21 protein-coding genes and 1 pseudogene are annotated in these 24,986 nt (G+C 33.9%); 4 read left to right on the top strand and 18 right to left on the bottom strand.

Annotation, left to right across the window (positions count from 1 at the left end):
* Positions 1-300: a phosphopantetheine-binding protein gene (locus tag IW492_RS06060; protein WP_202066672.1), complete on the bottom strand. Its 300-nt coding sequence runs from the start codon at positions 298-300 to the stop codon at positions 1-3.
* Positions 301-882: 582 nt separating this feature from the next.
* Between IW492_RS06060 and IW492_RS06055 the strand changes: the two genes are divergently transcribed.
* Positions 883-2,358, top strand: a complete 1,476-nt coding sequence (locus IW492_RS06055) for a phytoene desaturase family protein (protein ID WP_202066670.1) — start codon at positions 883-885, stop codon at positions 2,356-2,358.
* 14 nt (positions 2,359-2,372) lie between these two features.
* Entirely contained in the window at positions 2,373-3,701 is a 1,329-nt protein-coding gene (locus tag IW492_RS06050; RefSeq protein ID WP_202066669.1) for a DUF4872 domain-containing protein, read from the top strand.
* A gap of 156 nt (positions 3,702-3,857) precedes the next feature.
* Here the strand turns inward: IW492_RS06050 and IW492_RS18625 are convergent, their stop codons facing one another.
* The 6 genes from IW492_RS18625 to IW492_RS06025 all read right to left on the bottom strand — a co-directional run bounded on the left by IW492_RS18625 (position 3,858) and on the right by IW492_RS06025 (position 6,857).
* A complete protein-coding gene (locus IW492_RS18625) occupies positions 3,858-4,115 on the bottom strand; it encodes an integrase core domain-containing protein (protein WP_420705959.1) in 258 nt (85 codons plus the stop codon).
* A complete protein-coding gene (locus IW492_RS18020) occupies positions 4,112-4,330 on the bottom strand; it encodes a hypothetical protein (protein ID WP_229443474.1) in 219 nt (72 codons plus the stop codon). The genes IW492_RS18625 and IW492_RS18020 overlap by 4 nt, the downstream gene beginning before the upstream one ends.
* A gap of 79 nt (positions 4,331-4,409) precedes the next feature.
* A complete protein-coding gene (locus tag IW492_RS18620; RefSeq protein WP_202066659.1) occupies positions 4,410-4,550 on the bottom strand; it encodes an IS3 family transposase in 141 nt (46 codons plus the stop codon).
* A gap of 158 nt (positions 4,551-4,708) precedes the next feature.
* Positions 4,709-4,993, bottom strand: coding sequence for a transposase (locus tag IW492_RS06035; protein WP_202066658.1), 285 nt, complete (start codon positions 4,991-4,993; stop codon positions 4,709-4,711).
* 104 nt (positions 4,994-5,097) lie between these two features.
* The gene (locus tag IW492_RS06030) at positions 5,098-5,562 is read right to left on the bottom strand and encodes a hypothetical protein (protein ID WP_202066656.1); all 465 of its coding nucleotides are present in this window, start codon (positions 5,560-5,562) and stop codon (positions 5,098-5,100) included.
* A gap of 413 nt (positions 5,563-5,975) precedes the next feature.
* Positions 5,976-6,857, bottom strand: a complete 882-nt coding sequence (locus IW492_RS06025) for a helix-turn-helix domain-containing protein (protein WP_202066654.1) — start codon at positions 6,855-6,857, stop codon at positions 5,976-5,978.
* Between the two features lie 100 nt (positions 6,858-6,957).
* Here IW492_RS06025 and IW492_RS06020 point away from each other — a divergent pair, with 100 nt between their 5' ends.
* Positions 6,958-7,674: a CPBP family intramembrane glutamic endopeptidase gene (locus IW492_RS06020; RefSeq protein ID WP_202066652.1), complete on the top strand. Its 717-nt coding sequence runs from the start codon at positions 6,958-6,960 to the stop codon at positions 7,672-7,674.
* A gap of 200 nt (positions 7,675-7,874) precedes the next feature.
* Positions 7,875-9,124: pseudogene (locus IW492_RS06015) on the top strand (transposase).
* A 49-nt stretch (positions 9,125-9,173) separates the two neighbouring features.
* Here IW492_RS06015 and IW492_RS06010 read toward each other — a convergent pair.
* The 11 genes from IW492_RS06010 to IW492_RS18000 all read right to left on the bottom strand — a co-directional run bounded on the left by IW492_RS06010 (position 9,174) and on the right by IW492_RS18000 (position 24,974).
* The gene (locus IW492_RS06010; RefSeq protein WP_202066650.1) at positions 9,174-9,860 is read right to left on the bottom strand and encodes a 4'-phosphopantetheinyl transferase family protein; all 687 of its coding nucleotides are present in this window, start codon (positions 9,858-9,860) and stop codon (positions 9,174-9,176) included.
* A 41-nt stretch (positions 9,861-9,901) separates the two neighbouring features.
* Positions 9,902-11,587: an ABC transporter ATP-binding protein gene (locus tag IW492_RS06005; protein ID WP_202066644.1), complete on the bottom strand. Its 1,686-nt coding sequence runs from the start codon at positions 11,585-11,587 to the stop codon at positions 9,902-9,904.
* An 18-nt stretch (positions 11,588-11,605) separates the two neighbouring features.
* Positions 11,606-12,340 carry an ABC transporter ATP-binding protein gene (locus tag IW492_RS06000; protein ID WP_202066642.1) on the bottom strand — a complete coding sequence of 245 codons (735 nt, stop codon included), beginning with the start codon at positions 12,338-12,340 and terminating at the stop codon, positions 11,606-11,608.
* A 3-nt stretch (positions 12,341-12,343) separates the two neighbouring features.
* Complete coding sequence (locus tag IW492_RS05995) at positions 12,344-17,713, bottom strand: amino acid adenylation domain-containing protein (protein WP_330927520.1); 5,370 nt, start codon at positions 17,711-17,713, stop codon at positions 12,344-12,346.
* Entirely contained in the window at positions 17,692-19,599 is a 1,908-nt protein-coding gene (locus IW492_RS05990; protein ID WP_202066632.1) for an AMP-binding protein, read from the bottom strand. Before IW492_RS05990 ends, IW492_RS05995 begins: the two co-directional genes overlap by 22 nt.
* Positions 19,600-19,609: 10 nt before the next feature.
* Entirely contained in the window at positions 19,610-20,353 is a 744-nt protein-coding gene (locus IW492_RS05985; RefSeq protein WP_202066630.1) for an ABC transporter permease, read from the bottom strand.
* 297 nt (positions 20,354-20,650) lie between these two features.
* Entirely contained in the window at positions 20,651-21,379 is a 729-nt protein-coding gene (locus IW492_RS18520; protein WP_202066628.1) for a LytR/AlgR family response regulator transcription factor, read from the bottom strand.
* Positions 21,380-21,381: 2 nt separating this feature from the next.
* Positions 21,382-22,683: a sensor histidine kinase gene (locus IW492_RS05975; protein ID WP_202066626.1), complete on the bottom strand. Its 1,302-nt coding sequence runs from the start codon at positions 22,681-22,683 to the stop codon at positions 21,382-21,384.
* A gap of 246 nt (positions 22,684-22,929) precedes the next feature.
* On the bottom strand, positions 22,930-23,064 hold the full coding sequence (locus IW492_RS05970) for a cyclic lactone autoinducer peptide (RefSeq protein ID WP_202066623.1): 135 nt from the start codon (positions 23,062-23,064) through the stop codon (positions 22,930-22,932).
* 82 nt (positions 23,065-23,146) lie between these two features.
* A protein-coding gene (locus IW492_RS05965; RefSeq protein ID WP_236671811.1) for an IS3 family transposase occupies positions 23,147-24,261 on the bottom strand; the annotation gives its coding sequence in 2 pieces (ribosomal slippage) (positions 23,147-24,033 and positions 24,033-24,261; 1,116 coding nt in all).
* On the bottom strand, positions 24,174-24,974 hold the full coding sequence (locus IW492_RS18000; protein ID WP_236671798.1) for an AbiH family protein: 801 nt from the start codon (positions 24,972-24,974) through the stop codon (positions 24,174-24,176). Before IW492_RS18000 ends, IW492_RS05965 begins: the two co-directional genes overlap by 88 nt.
* Positions 24,975-24,986: the final 12 nt, after the last annotated feature.

Raw genomic sequence — 24,986 nt, 5'->3', positions numbered from 1 at the left:
TTATTCCATTCCTTTTTCTTCTCTTACATAATCAGCAATACTTTGAACACTTCGGAAAATCGCCATGTCTTCATCGCTTACTTTCAGTTCAAATACTTCGTTCAATCCCACAACTAATTCTAAAGCATCAACTGAATCCAAGCCTAAACCAACTTCTTCATCAGAATAAGATTCAAAAATCGGAGCATCGAAATCAAAATTTTCTACATCTACATCATCAAGATCCAATTTGTCAATAATCATTTCTAATACTTTCATTTCCAAACTTTCCTTTGCTACCTTTACGTTTTGTTCTGTCATCTCAAATTCCTCCAATAAATCTATTTTTTCAAATAATGGTTAACACCATGTATTTGTTGCATTAACTATATCGCCAAATGGACCACTACAATGCGGTTTTTCATACAATCGTCCAAATCATACATTTTTGCTTTTTTTCTCCACGAACAACAGCACTTTTGCTATCTTTTTCGTCGTTTCCTTTACCACGTAGCTCATTGAAGCTATATAAAATAACAAAAATTGCAGCAACACACATCAAGCAGATGATTAAATAGAAAAAAATTTTTTCAAAATATGAAGTCGGCGTTCGCAACATCACTTTTTGAACTATATTGCAGATAGTTAGAATCCTAATAAATGGTAGGAACAAAAACTTATTTACCTAATATAAATAAAAGTCAAATAAATCATTTTTTCGATACGAACAACTTCTGTACTCAATATCCTTCATTCACAATAACTCTGTCATTTCTGTTCTAATCGAATAAAATAGACTCAAATTTGATAAGAAAACCGTGTTTTATGATTTATCAAAACATTCTATTTCACTTTCATAGATACTATTTCTATAAACAGCAAACGAAAGAAGGTTACTTATAAATGAAAAAAATAGCTGTTATTGGCAGTGGGTATTCAGGATTGACCTGTGCTGCATTACTGGCAAAACAAGGATACAACGTGGAATTATTTGAAAAACATTCTGTTCTTGGCGGATATGGCGATGGATTTGAGAAAAAAGGCTTTACTTTTCATACCTCTGTTTATCGTTTTCCTTCCACTGTCTATACGATCCTCGATCAAGTATTAGATTTAACCTATGACAATTTCTTATATTATTATATGCAATACCATATTAATGATCGCAAAATTCTAATTGATGATGACCTGTTGAATGTCCTCAGAAGAGAGTTCCCCCACCAACGTGTCAATGTGGAACAATTCAAAGAAAAAATGAATGATGTATTAGATATTCTCAACGAAATTGATCAATCTGGCGGGAACATTTTATCTATTTCTGTAGAACGTTTGAAAGAATACCTGATATTCACAAAACGAACAATCGAAACTGTTCTTATTGAATTCTTTGGAGAAGATGCTCTATTCGCAAATGTTTTTTATGCCTTATTTGACTTAACCGCAGACATGTCAGCAATCACAATCCCTGCTACTCTTTGTGTTGGAAAGGATACTCCTGAAAATAAGATGGTCTTTGGCGGGGGCAAACAAGTAATTGCAGATTTAGAAACATTATTTTTGCAGTTTGAAGGGACTATTCATCGGAGAAAAGAAGTGAGTGCCACACTGATAGATGATGGATCATTGACAGAGCTTCAATTCAAAAATGGAGAAACATATTCTAATTTTGATTATGTGGTTTGGGCGAACGACTATAACAATTTTTATCGTTTAAATAATGAACAATATTGGAACCCAAAACTTAGAAATGATTTTATTCCTTCCAGTTCTAGTTTTGGTATCTGGTTAGGACTAGATCAACCTTTTGAGTCGTTGGGGATCAGCGAAACCTATCACAGCATTTACATCGGTGACCGAACTTTTTACAGCAAAGTGGCCCAGCAAAAAATTCCTGTAGAAACAGAATTTTTAATGGTTTCTTTCCTATATTCCAAAGATTCAAAAAGTACGCCTGAAAATAAGTCACAGCTATGTTTAGGTTTTGCTATGAATTTTGATTTTATGAAAGAATGTCAAACACACGGCATTTATAAAGATGTAAAAAAAGAAATTGAAGAGCTTTTCATCGCTCTTCTAAAAGAGTATTTTCCAATTATTGATGAAACTAAAGTTATCTGTAAGGCTTCTGCGACACCGTTAACCTATGAGCGCTATACTCACAATCGAAAAGGTTCCATGTATGGTTTTGAAAAAAAACAAGAATTTGTCATCAGTAGTCAAAGACATGAAACTACCAATACCAGCATTAAAAATCTATTTTTCTGCAGCCAATGGACATCGATCGCCGGCGGTACATATGGTGCAGTGAAAGAAGGTATCCGTGCAGCCAATCATATTTTATCGCTGGACAATAAAGAAACCTATCAGTATCAAGAATAAATGGGGGGCATTCAATGAAACACTCAATGCACAGCTCGTGCTATATTGCATCATTCAGTAATCTTCTTGCTCAAAATAATCCATCAATCACAGATGAACTTCTCTTTGGGATTAGTCAAAGTTTTAGTTTCATGTATAATTACACCAATCTGCCCCAATCCGGATGGACCTTTTCAGCACTAGGTTCAACCCACCAGGGAATATTTACACTCTCTACGTTGCTAAACAGGGAGATCAGTATTATTTTGGCTGAGGAGGAAAACTATCTTGCTACTCTATCAACTATTCTCAATGACCACTCGTCTGCAATTATTGAAATCTCTGTAAGAGAATATATGAAGGATCCTCAAAGCAAAGAATTATTTTCATATGTAAAAGAAAGTAATGTAAATCATTATGTAACGGTTCATAAAATAGATTCTGAGTTTGTTTACTTTTATGATAATTTCAGTTTCAAAATGAGAAAACTGTCTATTTCAGATTTTCTTTGTGCAGTCTATCCAAAAGACACCAATGTCTTTTATCCTTCTGAAGGCCGAATTTTTTACTATAATATGACTAAACAAAGTAACATGGCTCCGTTGTCTAAGCAAATGATTTTAGAGGCTATCCACCACACAGCAGAGCTATTTCTTCTGTCTAATTGGGAGAGTAAAGGGGTAAATGGTCTCGATCACATGTCTCAAGAATTGAAACATATCTTGTCAGAAAAAGAACATCTGGAAAAAAATAAAAAGCTCTTCTATTACTTCTGTATCCTTGCTGGAAATGGCGGTCTTTATAGAAGAGACTATATAAAATTTTTAAAAAAAGTAGCGTCTCTTTATCCGGAAGAAGCAATAATTCTTAAAAAAATTATTGGTTTATATAAGATTGCTCAAAAAAAGTGGAAAAATGTATCAAAAGAAATTGCTTCCATAGATATTCACTCAGCTTCTTTAAAACAGGCTTTCAGTGAAATAGAGAATTTGTTGAATGAAGTGGCACTTATTGAAAAAAAAGCCATGTACACATTATGGTCTTGGACCGAAAACCACGTAAATAAATCAGTTACATCCAGTTTTCCTATTCAAAAAATAGAAACTAATTCCTTCAATACGCTTGAAGAAATTATTCGGTATTTTATGAATAGCCGAATTGAATTTGATTTGATTGTAACTAAAAAAAATACAATAGATTTAAACATTGCTCCTGATGACCAAATGTTCTATTGGACACCTTCAAACAAAAAATTATCAACAGAATTTTGGGATGGAACGATAAACTATGGTTTTAAAACTAGACCGTTAAAAGAACTAACTACCTTAAAATCAGAAAGTTTTAAAGACCAAATAGCTGGATAATTTCAATACATGGAAACTTAAATAATACTCAGCTCCGATTTATTTAGTTCAAACTTAGTCTTTTTTTCTTAGTAAAACTCTGGATCGGCTAGACTAGACAGAAAAAATAAGGTGTGTAAAATAAAAAAAATACACAGGAGGGGGACCTGCAATAGTTTAGTTAAAGTCGGTTAGATTACTTATTTTCTTCGCCTCAAATTGTCGAGGAGTCATCATAAATTTTGTATAGATTCTTTTGTTTGGATAGTAGTCTTCTAAATAATCTTGGATTAACACCTTCATCTCTATTTTACTTTTATGCTTGTTGGGTTCGATTAATTCTCGTTTGATCGATCGATGAAATGATTCGATTACTGCATTGTCAACAGGAGTCCCAGATTGGCTCATTGAATGTGTGATGTGGTGGTCGGTCAACAGCTCTTGATGGATAAGAGACCGATATTGCTACCTCTATCGGAATGAATTACCGTAGGCAATTCTCCTTTATAAATGTGTAATGGATAGACGACAATTTCTTTTTTCATGGTTGAATCCACCATATAGCAATGTGGAATACGAGTTGCCAAGTTAATATAGGTGGACAAATAGAGGAGACCGTCATTACAAGGAATATAAGTAATATCCGTCACCCAAACAGCATCGATTTGGCTCTATTCAAATTGTCGATTCAATAAATTTTCTTTTACTGTTTCTTCGATTGCTTTTCCTCTACCATAAGAAGAGTTGCGTTGATGAAATCCTTTTGTGCATAAGGACAGCCACAACACGTTTATTGGTTTTGATTCCTTCATCGTAAAATTGTTGAGCGATTCTTGGAGATCCGTATCGACCCTTGTATTCGTAGAACACTCGCTTAATATTCTCTTTTAAAAAATTATGGCGGAGTTGAGTCCTACTTGGGCGCCGATTCCGCCATAAATAATATCCTTACCTACTTACATTTAGAATCCTACACAAAGTTTGAATTGAATATTGTTGATGATGTTTGTGAACAAACTCAAAACGAACTACTTTTTTTGCTTCACAAACGTGTCGAACTTTTTTAGAATTTCATTTTCCTCTGTTAGCCGTTTATTTTCCTGTTCAAGAATGTAGAAATCTTCTTTATCAGGTAATCTTTTTCCTTGCCCAAAAAAAACATTTTTTCCGTATCGAGGATATTCTGAAACCCATCGGGAAATTGTTGGACGAGAGATGTTGTATTCTTCAGATATTCTCTTAGTAGTTACCTTCTTCTCAAGGAGATTCTGTGAAATCTTTAGTTTAAATTCACGATCATATGTTTTTCTCAATAGAGTTCATTCCTTCCGGTAATGTAACTGATAGTCAAGTAAAGTGTATCATAGCCCCAATTACTGAAACACAAAATTTTGTCCCTTACTAGCAGTATCTCTTATCAATGTCCTCGAATATCACTTTCAAGGATTGAGCCAAACTTAGCTGAACGATAAAAATAGATCGTATAATAATTTGAAAATTCAGCTTTGTCTCTTAATTTTTGATATAATAATTCACCACGCTCCAAGGGGTTCCCGTTAAACCTATCACTCTTTTGATTCATGATATCCACTTCTTGATTGTGTGATTTATAATATGCTTGTAGTTCGTTTAAACTCTGTCTGCTCTCCACAACTAAAGTAGCTAAATAGTCCACCCCATTTCCGTTTCCATTCAGCTTACCTACAATACTCTTATGTTGAATTTGTTTCGTTCCCTTCGGCACTGGAATATTTTTCAATTCACTTTCCATTCTCCACACAACAATATTATTTATCAATGGAATTCCCAAAACTGGGCTTGTTATCACTAGTAAAATGGTCACCAGAAGCAAATACTTAAACACTTTGACTATTTTCTTCACTTAATCATCTCCTTACCAATAACTCTAGAACAATATCCTCTAACTTAAAAAATACATCCCAATATAAAACATTTCTTGCTGATAATTTAATAAGAACGAGAGTCTTTTCTATAATATCAAAAGAAAACAAAAATCATTTTTTATATGTATTTCTTATCCCATATTCATTAGGGTTTTTCGGATTCACAAAAACCTCCGTATCCTTTTCCCTGCGATTACCTTCATCAAAACCCGATATCAAGCCATCTTTCCTAAAAAAATATCCCTATTTATGATACGGTTCCCCGTATCGTAAGTGAATGATATTTGGAAAATTTACTGCTACAAATTACTCTATATTCAGCCAATAAAGTTTAAAACAATGATAAAAATTGTTTCACTTTCTTAAGTATCAAAAAAATTTTGACTTGCGTTTACTTATATCTCTCATAATAATTTCTAGCTTTTTCCTGATGTATCTGAAAAATAATAGTATAGAACTTCGATTCTGATGAGGGAATCAAATTCAGCGTATCTAATAATGCTTTCATCTTCGATTGAGAGCTAAAGAAATCTAAATAAAGACCGACCAAATTATTAATAAACTCCAATTGAACAAGCAAATGTAAATTATCTGACGGGTTAATGAGCTCATTATAAACAGACAAAGTTTCTCTGGCTCTCTCTATGTCATTAATCATCAATAAACTTTGAATTCTATTAAAATGTAAATCACCTACTTCTTCACAATACAATTTACTATTAAATTCTTTATATTTTTTCAATTCAGATAGAATACGTTTATAAAGTTGTTCTGCCTCATCCTTATCATTTTCTGAAATTGATAGTAAAATTAATTTACTTAGTTTAATTTCTCTTAATGTCCACATTTTCGCATTCTCTAATTCAGATAAAATTTCATTAAATGGCTCTCGAGAAAATTTATAAAAGTTTGCGTTTGTAATCAATACCAGAAGATAGGCATTCATTGCCAAGTGCCTCATTTCCGTATTCTGATGCTTATGGTATCGTTCATAAAGCTCATATAATTCTTCAAACTTCCCATTCTTGTAGAGCACATCAATTTGATTCTCTAAAAGCTTCTCTTCATTTATCGTGTTTTGTTTCCTAAAGTACTCAAACTCCTCATAGGAAATCCCTAAATTATTAATCAATTCTTGAAATTTCGTAATTTCAACTGAATACTTCCCAGCCTCAAAATCACTATAAAACGTTTTAGAAACAACCCCTGTGTACACTTCTTTTTGAGTATACCCTTTGTTTTTTCGAATTTTCTTTATTATTTCTCCGTACATTTTTTCTCCATTTCATTAATTCCTGTATACAGGAATTATAGTGGTTTATTCTTCCAATTACCATGATATACTTGAAAAAACAAATTTTGGAGGAATAAACATGAATAAAATATATCTTAAATTGCTTAGCTTCTCACTAGGTTTGACAATAATCATTAGTCTGTTTTCTGCTGCTAGTATGGTTTTGAAAATAGATGATAATGGTATTATTATATTTCAAATAGCAGCATTTTTATCTTTAGCCATTCTACTTTTCTTCTATATGAAGAAAAAGGATTCTACATTGGAACAATTTGGCTTTGAAAAAACCTATATCAGCAAATCTATTTTAAGTTTTATTGCTTTAATCATTCTAATTCAACCTATCATTTTAGGAATAAATTTTTCACTGCCCTTTTCGACACTATTGTTAATTATCATTCAAATGATTTTAGTTGGCTTCGTTGAAGAATCTCTATTTAGAGGTATATTTTTCTACTTCTTAAAAGATAAACAGCCTAAAGTTTATCTTCTATTTTCAAGTATTGTATTTGGTTTGCTTCATGTCGCTAGCGGCTTAAATCCAGAAACAGCTCCATTATTAGTATTTTTACAAATCATTAATGCTTTATTATTGGGTGCGGTATTTGCAATTTTGTATTATTCTTTAAAATCTATTTATCTCGTAATCACCTTTCATACACTATTTAACATTTTTGCTTCTGTAACGTTAGAGGGTTCTTTCCAACTTAATTTAGTTGCTGTTTCAATTTTAACGATTTGTTATATCATATTTTTAATCTACTATACAAAAATAGTTTTTTTCTTAAAGAAGTAAATCCGTATTTCAAAAAATATCTTAATAAAATAGAACCTGTAAATTTTTTGATGAATTTCAACCTAATAAACCCTTCAATGATTTCATTTCAAATGGTGTATTCATCTCTAACTGCAGCCAAATGTATATTCAGCTAATCAAAAAGCACACGACCTTATAAGATTAAAGTGACTAAACTCAACCAAAAAGGAGTGTGCCTTATGTTTAAAAATTATACCATTAATCAAACAACTTTACCATTAGATATAGAACAATATATTCCAGAAACAGATGTTGCTTTTGCGGTGAATGCCTTAGTTGAAACGATTCCTCAAGCACTCTTTAATCAACTAGAACAACAACTCGGTCGCCCAGCCTATCATCCAAAAATGATGTTAAAAATTATTCTTTATGCGTATACACAACGAGTGTTCTCTGGAAGGAAAATAGAATTTCTATTGGATGATAGTTACCGTATGCGTTGGTTAGCGAACCATGAACAAGTCAGCTATCGTACGATCAATCGATTCCGTAGTCATGAGACAACTGCTCACCTGTTAGCTGAAACATTTGTCTTATTTCGACGTCAATTGATTACCAATCAAGTCATTGATAATGAAGCGATATTCATGGACAGTTGAAGCCAGGCTGCAACTTACAAATCGCAACAGAAAATCAGTATGTACTGGCGTATGATCTTTTTCCAAATCCAACCGATACAAAAACCTTAAATCCATTCCTTGACAACTTTTTAGAGCAGCACAAAGAACTCCCTGAATATATTGTGGCAGATGTAGGTTATGGTAGTGAAGAAAATTATATGTATATCCATGATGTTTTACATAAAACGCCTTTGATTACCTATGGCAGCTACCACAAAGAAAGCAAGAAAAAGTACAAGAATCATCCATTTAATGTTGAAAACTGGCTCTATCTTGAAGAACAAGATGAATATATTTGTCCAGCGAAGCGTCCGGTATCATTCAAACGATATAGTCGAAGAAAAGATAAGGGCGAGTTTGTCAGAGATTTCAAAGTCTATGAATGTGAGAATTGTCGGGCATGTCCCATTCGCAGTCAATGTACGAAAGCCAAAAGTGATCGAAAGCGACAAATCTTAGTCAACAATTCATGGCGATATTTCAAAGCAGAGTGCAAGAAGAGGCTTTTAGATGAAAAAACAGGTTCGATTTATAGGAAACGAAAAATCGATGTCGAACCTGTATTTGGTCATCTAAAGGCTCAATTGGCGTTCCATCGTTTCCACTTACGAGGGAAACAAGGGGCGAAGATTGACATTGGCTTGGCACTAATGGCACTAAATTTGAGGAAATTGGGAAAATATATGGAGAGGAAGACACGTAAAAAAGAAAGAACACGCTCGATTTTGATGATTATTGCCAAAATCGAGCGTGTTTTCTTTAGCGTGTTTTCTTTTTTGAGGACGGACTATTGTCCCAGACTCTTCTAAATTATAATTTTCATGATATTCCTTTAGCTATTTACTTCTGTTTCATTAATCAAGCTATTTCTTTTTCAGAAATTTTTCCGCTTATTAAATACGCTATATTTAATATTTTTGGTGCTTCTATTTTTTCCCCTTTTTCAAAACAAACAGACAGCGTATAATCATCGACAAATGGTATTTCCAATAACTCAAATCTTTTATCGTTATTTATAGAAATCGGTCGATTCCATAATTCAATAGAGAAAGAATCCAGTTTTACTGTCATACCTTTACCAACAGCTTTTATATAGCTTTCCTTTAACGTCCAAAATCTATAAAATACTTTAGTTTCCTGATTTGTAATGGTTCTAAAAAAGAATTGTTTCTCTGATTCTGCAAAAAAGGATTCCACAACTTCATCATGATCAAATGGTTCATTATACTCAATATCAATACCTACCTCAGCAGAGCTGACAGCAAGGACAATCCAGTCTTTAGAATGAGAAATATTGAACGAGTAATTGGGAAGGTCTTGAAAAAACGGTTTGCCATATTCATTTTTCTCAAGAACCAATTCTCTGGATATCTCTTGAGTCTGTTCACAGATTGCAAACAAAACTGCGTACGCAATCAGTGAACGCCGATAATCGATTGGATTTTTGTAACGTGCAATACTTTTTACTGCTTTTTCAGGAAGATGCTGTTTTAGATCTTGATTATTCAGATGGCAATTGTTGATATTTACCGCGTAAATTTTCATTATTGATTACCTCTAATCTCATCCTGTATCTCTCAAATTTTTTAAGCTGCAAGCTGGAATAAATTGTAAAATTCTCCTTGGTTCTTTATTAATTGCTCAAAATGGCCATGTTCTATGATTTTCCCATTTTTCATAAACAGAATTCGATCATATTTCTTCAACGAAGATTCGTTCAGCTTATGTGTAATAATCAATGCGGTCAAATCTTGAATATCCAAAATTGAATTTTCTATTTCCAGCGTTGTCTGGTTGTCTAATGAAGAAGTAGCTTCATCCAGCAACAGGATAGGCGTTCGCCTTATTAGGGAACGTGCAATAGAAAGACGTTGTTTTTGTCCTCCTGAAAGCAAAGAACCGTTTTCACCACATAATGAATCTAGTCCCTGATCATTTTTTTCAACGAATTCAGATAATCCTGAAAGGCGTACCGCTTCATAGATACTTTCTTCAGAAAATTGTTCATTCAATGTAATATTAGCTCTTAATGTGTCATCAAATACATAGACATCTTGCTGCACGACCGTCATCAGATTATAGACACTTTCTAACGACAGTTCTTCAATATCATCACTATCTATTGCGATTTCCCCAGATTTTGCATCATAGAAGCGCAGAAGTAAATTCATTAATGTTGTTTTCCCACTTCCAGATGTCCCAACCAGCGCAATTTTTTCACCTCGCTCAACTTTAAATGAAACATCAGATAATGCCTTTTGCTTTTCATCTGATGTATAAGAAAAATCAACATTTTTAAATTCAATAACATTTGTAAACTGATCTTTCTTTTTCCCTTTATCTGGTTGAGCCTGATCGTCAAAATCAATAGTGCTCAACGTTACCTGCCCTTGCTTGAATTTGCTGAATCCAACTCCCAGTTCATTTAGTGGCATAACAACAAAGTTTACTAGTTGAACAATTGCTGTAACACTTCCCATCGTTGAATTACCATTGAATACCATGTACATCCCGCCTCCAAAAGCTACAAGGAAAACAAGCATCCCTGATAATTCTGAAATCACTCGAGCAATCGAATCAACTGTATCTTTCATTGATTTAACTTTGGATAGACGTTCTCTTTCTTGGATAAAATCAGTTGTGATAGTATCTTTGATATTAAAGCTTTTTACAACTAAGAAACCTAACAAGATATCTTTAATTTTTGCAACATATCTTTGTTCTGAACATAGACCCTCTTTCTGTAGATCCATTGCTTTTTTCCCAACTCCCCCACTGATTATCATAGGGATAATGCAGGCAACTATTACAAAAACCGTCAACAACCAATTCCCAACAAACATTGCTGCCAGAGAGAAGACCATTAAAGAAATATTTCTAGTAATATTAAAGAACTGCAGCAGATAATCTTCTTCCACCTTATTCATATTATCTGTCAACATAGAGATGAATTTCCCTGAATTTTCACTGGAAAAATCTTTGTAGTCCTTATCCAGAATAGTTTTAAATACATGATTGTTGTAATTGTTCATCAGTTTCTCAACTAATTTATTCCTGTAATGAAATGCCAGATAGTTCAACATTGCATATAGCAAGATAACCCCTATGCCAAACACTATTGATCTTGTTAATGCAGATTGATTGTTTGACATCCCAGCATCAATGATAAACTTAATCGAATATGCAAATGCTACATTTGTTAATGGTACCAACATATTGAACAGTGTAAACAGATAGAACGGAACTTTATATCCCTGTATTAGTTTTTTCATGATTTTCTACTCCACATCCTAGTAATTTACTGCTTTTGGTGTATTCCCCTGAAAATGAGAAAGGAAATATTCCTCCAGATCAATATTTTCACGTTTTAGTTTTTTCATTGATACTTGTTCAATCATACGCCCATTCTTTATCACACCAATGGTATCAGCAATATGAGAAATCTCTGATAAAATATGGCTTGAAATAAAAATTGTCATGCCTTTTTCTTTTGAAAGATAGCGTAATGTGTTTCGAATCTCCTGTACACCGACTGGATCCAAACCATTAATCGGTTCGTCCAAAATCAATAGCTTAGGCTTAGTCAGCAATGCTCTGGCTAACCCTAAACGTTGGCGCATTCCCAATGAAAATTCTTTTACAAGTTTTTTATTATTTTGAAGACCAACTAATTCAAGTACTACGGGAATATCTGACTTGGCATCAGTGCCCATATATTTAGCATGCAGTTCTAAAATCTGTTTTGCTGTACAATTTTCATAAAAAATAGGTGTTTCAATAATACTGCCCACATTCTTTAGAATTTCTTCCCGACTAACAGCTAAATCTTTACCGAAAATTTTTATTTCTCCAGCAGTTGTACTTGCCAGAGTCAGCATACACTTCATCAATGTTGTTTTCCCTGCTCCATTTGGACCTAAAAATCCGTAAATTTCCCCTTCCTCAATTTCCAAATCAATATTACTTAACACCTCTTCTTTGTTTATTGTCTTGTACACTTCTTTAATTTCAACTATTTTCGACATTTTTTATACCTCCATCATATTCATTTCTTTTTCTATCTCATTTTTTACAGCCATTGCCCTATCTTCATTTGCATACATGCTGATTTGAATTGCCTCGTTCTTAACAGAAACAATCAACGCATGATTACTGGTGCTTTTTTTCAATCGTTTCATCTGTGTATTTGAAAATGCATCACTTTCATCTAAAAAATCATAAATTCCCAGGAAATTCAGTACAGGAATATGATCGTAATCAAAACATTCTCCTGCTCCGGTTTCTAAAAAGCTCAAATATTCTAAGAAATCAATACATATATGTTTTTTTAAACTTTTATAGGTCTCTAATTGCGATTTTAAAGAGATATCTAATATTTCCACATTTTGATCAGAAACTAAAATTGGTACTAACTCCAAAAACAATCCCATCGTATGCTTAAACATCTCTGTTTTCCCGCTGCGTCCATGATATAAGATAAACGCCGGACTATTTTTTGCATTTGATCTTGTCTTATCAAATTGTCTGTCATAGCTCAAAATAATTTTTCCGAGCACTCCCCAAAGATTAGTAAGTAGAGAGTCTTCTGTTTTCATAGATGGTGTAATGACAATTGTCGATAATGTGTCTGAATTTTTTTCTTCCCTTCTCCCTTTGTGAAGTTGACTGGCTCTTTTGAATTGCTCCATAGGCAGCTCTTCATGATAGACTTTTGAAGAATGACCACTTAATGAATGTGCCTGAACCGTATCTACATATTGCTTATAACCAGGTGCTTCTTTTAATGGGATACTCGGAGTCTCAAGACATCCTCTTATCTGTTCTTCGAATATTTCTGCAGATCGTGCATCCCACAGAATATGCTGGATTCTCAAATAGACACGATAATGACCAAACTTCTCTTTAAAAACAATCAATTCTGATGCTAATTCTTCTGAGCAAAAAATCTCATTACAATCAAAGCGCCGTTGTTCTTGAAGATAGATTCTATCAACTTCTTCAATGCCACAGCTACTTAGATCAACAATAGATACTTTCCAGTTGTCAGATGCAGAATACTCATTGATGAACAGCTCATGGTTTATATAGCGGTATGAGCTTCTTAAAACACCATTGTGCTGAATCACGTTTCTTATAGCGTGCTCAACGGCGTCATCAGTATACTCTCCCTGCAAATCTATAATCGCACCAGAAACCGTTGAAGGTTGCTGATGGATCCATGCCTGCATTCTTGTCGCCTTGTAGATGTCGATTGGGACCTTACAGCTGATGTCTTCTTTATATTGAATATCAAGTTCTGACATCGGCTCTTTTTTATTCATACTGTCCATCCCCTTCTCTTCGATTTCTACTAAGCATATATTATTCTTTCTTAAACTTAATTCTCTGGTTGTTTTTCCATCAAGTAAATCCTTTATACTAATTTCATATCCTGCTTTTTTCAGCTTGGCAGCAGCTTTCATCGCACTAATTGAATCTCCAATAATGTCTGAAAGTGGTTGATCCATGCTAAATATTTTACTGCCTGAAACAGTTTCAAAAAAATCACATATTTCTTTTTCTTCAGTAGTCATTTCTTCTCTTTTTTCTGATTTAACATTTGGAAATCCCAACGCTTCTAATGACTTCCTATCGGTTTTACCATTTTGTGTAGTTGGAATCTCTTCAAATTCAACAAAACGATCCGGCACCATATATTTAGGAATTTTTTTCAAAAGATATGAACGAATCTCCGGTAAAGATAATACTGATGTCGAAATTAGATAGGCAACCAAGCGCTTAGCGTTATTGTCGGTAACCACACAGCAAGCTGCCTGATCAATTCCCGGTATTTTTTGTAAAACTTCTTCGATTTCCGAAAGTTCGATTCGATGCCCCCTAATCTTTACCTGTTGATCTACTCTTCCCAGATATTCAATGTCTCCTCCTGGAAGGCGGCGTACTAAATCACCCGTTCGATAAATCCTGTTTGCAGCAACTAGTTTATTTTCAAAAAATACTTTCTCATTCAGTTCTTTACGATTTAAATACCCCCTTGAAAGGCTGATACCGGAAATGCACAATTCACCTGGAATATCATTTCCCACTGGTACCTGTCCATTTAAAATATGCACACTTACATTTTGAATAGGCTTACCTATCGGGCATTTTTGAATGTCTTGCTGCAGTCTGTATGCATTCCAATCTGTTGTCCAAATAGTTGCCTCACTTGGACCATAACCATTGATATAATTCATTTTTTGACTCCATGCCCTAGCAATTTCCGGACTGGCCTCTTCTCCAGCATTCATCACAAATTTCAAAGTCGGAAAATCTTCCGGTTGGAAACAGCTCATCATCGCAGGCGGAATCAAAGCAAAGGTCACTTCCTTTTCCCTAATCAGACGTACAATTTCTTCTGGTGATTTTCGATCCTCTTCCGGTACAACGACCAATTCTGCATTGTTTACTAATGCACCAAATATCTCCAGCAATGACGCGTCAAATGACAGACTGGCATACTGCAAAACTCTAGCTTCTTTGTTTAATTGATACTTCACACCGATGTAATCAAATAGATTCATTAACCCAGCATATTCAATGAGAGAACCTTTAGGTTTACCAGTCGAGCCTGACGTATACAAAACGTAAGCTAAATTATTTTTTGTCAGGCTGACATTTGGTGCTTTTACTCCAATAGTTAAATTAAATTGTTCTGGCAAGATTACTTCAACACCAGTTGACAAAATAGTTTGATCAGAAATGAGAAAGGCTGCTTCTGCATCCTGCATCTGATAAGCAACACGTTCCAATGGTGTTGCAGAGTCCATAGTTACACAACAAGCACCGGCTTTCATTACTCCGAGTATAGCAATTATTGTAAAAGGCGTTTTCGGCAAGAAAATACCAACCTTGTCCTCTAGTTTTATGCCTTTCGATAAAAGAGCATTTGCTACTGCATTGCTTCGTTCATCAAGCTCACGAAATGTTATTCTCTGATCAGAAAAATGGATAGCTGTCTTCTCAGGATTTTCAATTGCCCGCTTGGTTATCTCTTTCGGAATAGTATCCATAGAGACTTCTACACTTTCTGCTTCACTGTTAAAGTAAAGATCTGTTAATTGTTCTTGATTTAAAACCTGAATTTCACTTACTTTAGCTGTTGGATAGACACATAAAAACTCCAATATATTTTCCATGGTAGATAAAATATTTTTAATCGTACTTGATTCAAACTTTTGTGGATTATAGGTTAATTGAATCGACATTGAGTCACTGTTATCATATACAGAACAGGCTATATCATAATTCACTTTTTCTAAACCACCATGAATCTTCAGATCGGTCTTTTCACTCAGTGGAAAAAGCTGATTTTCCACTACGAAGCTTGAATAAGAATAAATAGTTGAAATTAAGGGAGTATCTCTATTTAGCCATTGCTGAATAGAGGCTAAACTTGATCCATGAAAATCTTGACTGTCAAAAGACTGCTGCTGTGTGTGTTGAATTAATTCAGAAATATTCTCATCTTCTTTTGAACAAATTCGGATTGGAATTGTATTGATTAACATACCAACAATTTCACCAATTCTATTTACTGGATAATTCCGCCCAGATACTACCTTTCCAAACACAGCATCATTTGTATAATTATATTTTTGAAGCAAGAGACCCCATACTACTTCCATTATTGTATTCTTAGTAACCGATGATTGGACGCTCATCTGGCTAAGACTTTCATATAAATGTGGAGAAACGGTCAGTCGTTCACTCTCATGGGTCTTTTCTGTCTGAACTTCTGTTTCCAGCAACTTAAAATCTGATGGACTGTCGTAGCCCTCTAACAATTTTGTCCAGTATACTTTTTTTTCTCCATCATCCTGTGCTTTTATATGAGTTAAAAATTCTTCATACTTATCTGATTCAGCTAGATATTCCTCTGAGCTTTGGAATTGTCGGTTCATATTAAACTGATACAGCTCTGACAATGTAAGTAGTAAGTTGGATAATGACCAACCATCGAAAACTATATGATGAAAATTGAATAATAAGAATATCCGTTCTTCTGGCGCAAGAACAATCGAAACCCTAAAAAGATTTCCTTCTTCCAATAAAAATTCCCGATTCAGTTCTGATGATGATACCATCGTCAGAACTTCCTCTACTGCCTGAGACGACCTTGAATAGTCATACTCTTTTACTTCGATCAGTTGGCCTTCTTCAAGACACTGTCCATATTCCTGAGATTCATCTTTAACAACTTTAAAAGACAGAGCGTGATGCTTGATCGCCAGGCAGGAAATCGCTTCCTTTAATTGATCAATATCAGGAGATTCTCCCACAACCTCAAACATCGTCTGAGTAGAGTATGCTTCAGAGCTTTCATCACTCAGTTTCTGAAACAGAAGACCTTCTTGTGCTGGAGTTAATGGAAAAATCTGTTTCTCCTGACCATCGAAATCTGAACCAGCTAAAAGATACAAGGCTGTTTTGAAAGACTGAATCAATCGTTCGATGAAGTCTTGGGAAAAATACGTCTGATCAAAATCAATATCAAACCGCAGACAATTGTTCTGAATTACGCCATTAAAGTTTAACGGTGACCATAAATTATTTTCTTCTGCCATAGTTCTTCCTGTATCATAAAGAGACATTGTCAGCTCGTTTGAATGAACGTCCATACTTCCCATAAAATTGAACGAACAATCCGCTGCTGACTTTGGAACTAATTTTTCAGAACAATATTTAAGTACCCCATAGTTAAAGCCTTTTTTAGGGATTTCCCTCAAATTTAAACGTGTTTTCGACAAAAGCTCTTGAATGTTTGACGCTTTGCAATTTAGAACTACAGGATAAATAGTTGTAAACCACCCAATTGTTCGGTCTATCCGTATATTTCGATCAATTGATTCACGGCCATGACCTTCAAGGTTTATCGCTAACTTCTTCTGCCCTGTTGTTTTATCCATCGCGAAGCTCAATGCTGTCAGCAAGAGATCATTTATTTGAATATCCTGTTCAGCGTTGCATTGTTCCAGAAGTTTCCCAGTTAATTCAGCATCCAAAAACAGTGGCTGATTTTTGAATGAAGAGGTTATTCCTGATTTATTCTGGCGTAAAGAAATTAGTTTTCCTTCTTTAATTTCTGCCTCAATGTTTTCCCAGTAATTGGTTTCTGAATGAACAGATTCTTTGTCTCCATGATCTTTCAACGCCTTCAACCATTGACGATAACTCAATGTTTGGTATGGCAGCTTTAATTGTTGTCCTAACTTCAGCTGATTCTTCAATACAAGAAAATCATCCAGTAAAATTCTCCAAGAAACACCATCTATTACTAAATGATGTGCACATATAAAAAGGAATGTTCTTTCTTTCGATTTAAAATAAACCAATTTTAAAAGCGCTGTTTGTTCAATATTAAATTGATTTTGAAGTTCTTCACAGACTCCTTTAATCTCCTGACCAATTCCTGATTCACCCAGCTCATAAAAATAACTATCGTATCAGCAAAGGCAATACACATATTTACTACACCTCTGTGTTTCACCATTACCCCTTTAGGAGCTCCTGTCGAACCAGAAGTATAAATCATATACGCCACATGATCTGTTTCAATTTTCTGCACTTCGTAATGTTTTTTCTGAGAAAAATCAATTTGATTCAACAATAAGGAATCAATCTGAATTTTCTTTTGATTGTTTTTCTTCGAGGTTTCTGTAATCACTAATCTACATGAACTGTCTTTCAAGATATAGTCCACTCGTTCTTCAGGAAGATTCATATCAATCGGTAAATAAACTGCTCCGGTTTTCAAAATGCCTAAAATTGCTATTACTGCATTCGTTCCAGTAAGCATTGTTGCAACAACTTGACTTTTTTGAATCCCTTTACTGCTTAATAAAGCTGCTACTGTCGATGATTTTTCATCTAATTGTTTAAATGTCAACGTTTCCTCTTTAAAGCAGACTGCTGTTTTTTGTGGATACTTCTCTACTTGCTCGTTGAATACATCCAAAATATTCTGAGAAACAGTTTCTTCGAGCTTTTGTCCTGATCTGATTTTTAACAATCTACTCTTTTGTATTAAAGAAACACTGTGTAGTTTTTCTTCGGATTTCGCTATAAATTCAAACAATAAATGCATAATAAAAGAATGGAATCTGCGTACTTCTTTACTGCTTAATGTATTCTTTTGATATTCATAGGTAAAAAAGGGTTGTTTCTTATATGTATGGCACTTAATTGTTAACGGATTACTTTTACTACCATTATTTATCAAAGTAAAAAGAAAACCTTTTTTTTGATGAGATTCTGAAATAGTTTGATCAATCTCAACACATGAAATATCTGTATGACTATCTATAGCTATTTCTCCAAACTCTTCAATCATCTGTGAAACCGTGTAATCTCCATGTAATTCGATCTCTCTATGCTTCCTCTTAATTTCTGTAAGAAAATCTCTAACTGTAGCAGCATCCTTAACTCTGCTCATTAGCGGAAGCACTTTTGTTTCAGAACCAAAATGTTGCTTTCCTGATCGCCCGGCAGCAATTCCTATACTTGCATGAGATGACATAGTCATTATTTTCTTGGCATATACAGTTCCTGCTAAAAACAATTCATAAATAGTCATTTGTGATGATAAATCTGAATTTTGGAACTTTTTAAGTAATGTTTTTGGGAAATCCAACATCATTTCTCTGGTCTTCAATAATTTATCTTTCGTCTTATATAGCTCTTTCCCTTCAAAACCGTCTACTTCATGTCTCCAAAAATCTGAAGACCCTTCCCTATCATCCTCTTCTTCTATTGAAATACTGTATTTAGTTGATCCGGCTTTTTTTTCGTTCAAAGTGAGACCGATAAATGTCTCGACAAATTCTGTAATTGTGTGAATATCAGAGATAAGGTGGTGAAGTTTAATAAGCAACTGCTTCTCTTGAGTATCAGTCTCCACCAGAATAAATTGATATAAGGGCATTTGAAAACTGAAAATAGATTGACTTTTCCATTCATTAATCAACTGATTATATTCTCTGACTGTTTCTGTTGATTTTACCTCCAATAGATTTAGCGGTGTATATTCAGCAATATACTGCATTTTAGTAGGCAGAATTTCTATACGGAGAAATTCAAGGTTTTCCAGCATTCCATTAAGAATATCTGTAACTTCCTGAGAAGATAATCTCTCAGGAAGCTCCACAATAGCATTAATATTATTCATTTCTTTTTCAGCTCGCAACATTTCTACATTAAGCAAATTCTCTTGTGTTTTATCTAATAAAAAAGAAGCCTTATTCATTTTTCCTCTCCTAGCTAATTGTTATATCTTTTTTAACAATTCTTAAAATAGTTGTCGAAACGATTAACAAGCTCACTGCACTACTAACAACAATAAATGGCAGACTATTCATCAAATTCGCTGCCAATGTTCCAGGAAATGCATTGCAGATCAGTACGACAATGATAACTGAAGAAATCATCGTACCCACACTGGAATATTTGATCATGCCAAACACTAATGGAATCAGCCCAACCAGCACAACTCCTAAGGTACTTAATCCTAAACTCAGTAAGTAACCCAATGATAATGAATAACTGTAACCAGTCATTATGGCAATCAATTTAATTAGTAAATGAACAACTAATTGCGCTGAGTATTGTGCGATAAAAGCAAAAGCGATAACAATTAAAATTTTGCTCCAAACAATCAATGATTTCTTAATTGGGTATGAAAACAACTGGTTAATTGTCCGATTTTTAAACTCATCAATAATCAAACTGGAGATCAAATATCCTTCGAAAATTAAGAATGCAGCTTTTGTAAATAACGTACCAAACATTTCAGCTGCTATTGGCCATCCTCGCCAGATATCTGCACCTTCTCCAACATTTCCAATATTTTCCTCTACCAAAGAAATGATCTTCCCGTCATTTCCCAATCCAATCATGATGATCCCTGTAACCGCAATAACTACAGCCAGTGCCCCCAGCCAAATCAGTAATAGCTTCAATTTTGAAACTTTTCCTACTTCATTTTGCATCAAAGTAAGCATTTTAATTCCCCCTATAATTTTATAGTTTATTTATAATTTAATTTTACCGAGTTACAGCTGGTTTTTACGTTTTAGTATCAAGACCTCAAAAAAAGCACATAAATGTCGTTGTAGCTGTTCTCATTCGACAGTTACGACTATTTATGTGCCAGATATGCTTTTTTTCTTCAACTACTTATCATTAAGTAATAGAGTGGATACAACTATCCTCCATTTTAGCTAAACATATGAAATAAAAAAGATAGTGTATTATACTGCTAATGTCAGCAGCTATACACTATCGCTTATTTCCTCTGATTAGTTTAGAAGCCCTTTGACCAATCTAACGGATGCGTAACAGGTTTCTCCATTACTCAAATGAATACTTTTATTCTTTTTATCTACTTCAACAACATTATCCTTATTCACGATGTATGAATTATGACAACGATAAAAAGATTCATGAAGTTCCTCAAAGTCTTTTAATTTTCCATAAAATTCTATTTGTCGATTTTCACAATGCATGATGAGCTTATGCATGTTAGAAGAAGACTCAATGAACATAATTTCGTCATAATAAACACTAATCACCTTGTCACCATACTTTTGATTAAGCTTCGGTCGTTTACTGCTGAATTCGTTCATAGCCTTTTCCTGAACTATATTGATACATTCAATAATTCTCTTTTGCAAACCGGCAATATCGTCTTTAAAAATGTAATCCAACGCTTCCACCTTATAAACAAATGTTAAATAAGTCATTTCAGAATGTGTAGTGATATAAACAATCGTAGCCTGTCGATCTGCCTTTCGGATTTGGCTGCCCAAAACAATCCCAGTGATCTCAGCATTTAAATCAACATCTAAAAAGAATAATCCTTCTCCTAAATAATCTTCGCTATTTACAAACGAAAGAACTTCATTAGGATCAGCCGTTGCCAATGAAATTTCCATATCCAAATCTTCTATCATAATGTAATTAGCTACATAACCTTTTACTAATTCTCTTTGTTGTTCATTATCCTCACAAATAAATATCTGTATCACTTTTACACCTTCCTTATTTCTAATAGCTGGATAAATGTATCATTTTTTATTTCTGTTTCAAGTGAAACAGAATTCTGTTTATCAATAATTTCTTTTAAGTTCGACAACCCTAATCCACGGTTTTCACCTTTAGTTGAAAAGTCTTTTTTCATAAGTTCAAATAACTTGTATTCACTTTCTCTGCATGAATTGCTTACAACAATCATCAGAGTCTCTTCCTTTTCAAAAAAACCAAGTTCTATCTTTCCTTCATCCATTGTCTCAGTTTCTTCTATTGCGTTGTCAAGAATAATTCCAAGTGCCCTACTCAACGACAAAGTGTCCATATAAAAATTGGTGATAGGCTTCTCCACCTCAATATGAACATTTATTCCCAATTCCTGGGCTCGAATAATCTTTGAAGATATCAGTCCCTTAATCTCATAGACTTGGATCTGCTTTAAACGATCCAGTGTCTGATCATTTAGTTTCATGCTTTCACTGATTACCATTACTTTTTCTTCATAGTATTGCTTAAGCGTGTCTAAATCGCCCTTATTTATTAGTCCAGCTAATGAACCCAAAATATTGACATAATCATGCTTAAATTTTCTGATATCATCATAAGTGGTCTCTAGTTTTTTCGTATACTCCATTAGTTGTTCATGTTCCTTCGCTTTAGATTTTTCATGATAGCTTCGAAGGATCGTTTGAATATAAAAATATGAGATCAACAAAGACATTAATAGATACAATACAAATATCCACAAATTAAGACGAATAAACGCTGTAGAGTTATCCGACCGATCTGTAATTGTAATATTTATATAAAATACAATCAGAGTAATTAAAAAAATAACAATAAATAATAGGCTAATTGAATTTTCTTTGCCCAGTCGTTTCAATACCTGATACCCCTTTGAATAAGTAACTGCGTATAAAACAAGAAATGAAAAACAAACTGGCAGAGTGCTTATAACTAAAATATCACTTAACCGGTTTGATAAAGAACTGTCGTAATTAAAGAAATAATGAATGATATCTGTGATGATATAATTAAATATAATGGATAAAATCATTAATAATATAGGAATTATGATACTAATTAAAAATTCTCTTGTGTAGAAAAAATTTATAGCAATTAATAATACAACCATAAATATCCCTGATAAAGCTCCTAAGTAAGTAAATACCAACAATAACAAAGGAATAAATACTACACTAAAAAAAAGCATTTTTAGAGGAACTGTTTCTAATTTTCTAAATAATATGAAATTAAAGATAAATAGCAATACACCTTGAATGGTCACTAATAAAAGCTGCAATGGTCTTCTCCTTTTGTAAATATTTTTTTATCGTTAAATTGACACCTGTAACTGCTTATACTGATACATCATTGATATAAAAGTTCCCATATTTAGTATACCATACATGTTAAAAGATAAATATTCTTTCTATGAATAGAAATAACCATGACATTTTTCATACTATTCATTTATAAAGAAAAGACGACATCATCTAACTTGAAAAGATGATGTCGTCTTAAAATATTAAAATAGTTAATTAAGTAATCATTGCTCTCTTTTTGGCTCATAAAATATCCCACCACATGCTCGTGATCCCATACTTGCAACTACTAATACTGCTGCAATAATAAGATTGCTCCATTTGTGACTTCCTCTTAATAAATTAATTATTTTTCTCATGCCCTTACACCATCCCTAATTTTTGTTTGATAGTTGGTACTAGTAAATATGACTTCTGGTTGGCAAGGGCACTAACAGAAGCTTAGGCCACCCCCATATCGGTATCACACCCATGCTCATTATCAAGGATTCGCTTCGCCAATCTCTTATTGCGATAGGCAATCGGCGTTTCATATCCCAATGAACCGTGCAGTCTTAGATGGTTCCACCAATGGACGTAATCAACTAATTGTATGTCCAATTCTTGAAGTGATCGAAACATATTTGGATAAATGAATTCGACTTTTGTCGATTTATAGGTAGATTCTGCTACGGCATTATCATGGGGACTTCCTTTCCGACTCAATGATCGTTCAATTTGAAACGTCGTCAGAAGGGTCTCAATTGTTTGGTTATCAAACTCTTTCCCTCGATCCGTATGAAAATATTGAACAGATGTTAGAGGGTAAGAAATGCGGCTAAACTCCTGCTTCACAAGGGCGGCATCTTTTCTTTTTCCACAAGAATAACCAATAATTTCTCGATTGAACAAGTCCAGAATCAAACAGATATAATGCCATTTTTCTCCCACACGAACATAGGTTAAGTCTGTGACAATTGCTTCTAATGGTTCCCGATTTAAAAAATCCCGATTGAGTTTATTGTCAACTTTGCTCTCATTGGTAATCGACGAAGCAGGCTTAAATTGAGCACGAGTGTAATTGGAGGTTAGGTGTCGGCGTTTCATGAGACGTCCAATTTTCCGTCGGCTAAGAATGAGCCTTTGGTATTCCAATTCTTTCTTTATTTTTCGTGTCCCATAATTCTTTCGACTCTGAATAAAAATAGTTTCTACGGCTTCTTCTAAGTCAGCCTCCTCTTGCTTCTCTTTAGGCTGATAGTAGTAGGTTTGGCGGGAAATCTCTAACACTTTACACATCGCTGATATAGAGTATTTATGTTTGTTGAGGGTAATTACTTCCCTTTTCGTCCGAATATCAGCGCCGCTTGCTTTAAAATATCATTTTCCATTTCCAGCTGTTGGTTCTTTTTTCGTAAAGCGATTAATTCCTTTTGTTCAGGAGTCAGATTGTCTTTCTCCTTGAATGAGTTGGTTATGGTTGCCTGCTTTACCCATTTGTCAAAGGATGATGGGGTAAGTTCGTACTCACGGATAATTTCCGCTCGGGGTTTTCCTGCCTGATACAGATCAACCATTTGTTGTTTAAATTCTTCGGTATAGGTTCTTCGTGCTCTTCTTGACATAAAGTGGTTCCTCCCAGTGTGTTTTCTTTTAGTTTACACACCTTATTTTTTATGTCTAGTTTAGTGTAGCCTATCCAATCTGCTGTAACAAGCATATCGATTTTCTTACTACATAGAGCAGCATATTCTTTATTTTCTCTGATTTCTTTGTTTAGGTATTCCTTAAATGCAACTTCATACTTTCTCAGCTCATCCATCAAAACATCTGCAACAAAATTTTGTCTATCCTCTTTCGTAACTTCCTTTAAATTAAATAACCTATTATATTTTTTATGTGATATCCTAGCTAAGGCAACTATAACAAAATGAATTTTGTTGTTTATGCCATTACCTTTTGGAGCCTGTTGATTATTGTACCTATCATGATTGTAATAGTTAATCCATTGTTCATAATAAGCATCTTGGTTATTGATGATTATTAAGTACTCAGCTAAGATACTTTCTATATCTTTCCAGCTTACATCTCTCACATTCTCAACGTCAGGAGAAGCAAGTATAATATCCCAAAAATTTATTTCTGATAGATCTTCATTTCCCGTCCTTAACAAATTGTCAATTCTATTAAAAAAAGTAAATGTGTATCTATATTCATAAAAATCAGCATATCTTGATTTCAATCCACAACTTATATCAAAACCGTTCCCTAAAACTATTAGCTCTTCCAAATTTACTCAACT

This window comes from Enterococcus sp. BWB1-3, assembly GCF_016745275.1.
In the GTDB taxonomy this organism is placed as follows: Bacteria; Bacillota; Bacilli; order Lactobacillales; family Enterococcaceae; genus Enterococcus_L.
This window is presented reverse-complemented; position numbering and strand designations above follow the sequence as displayed.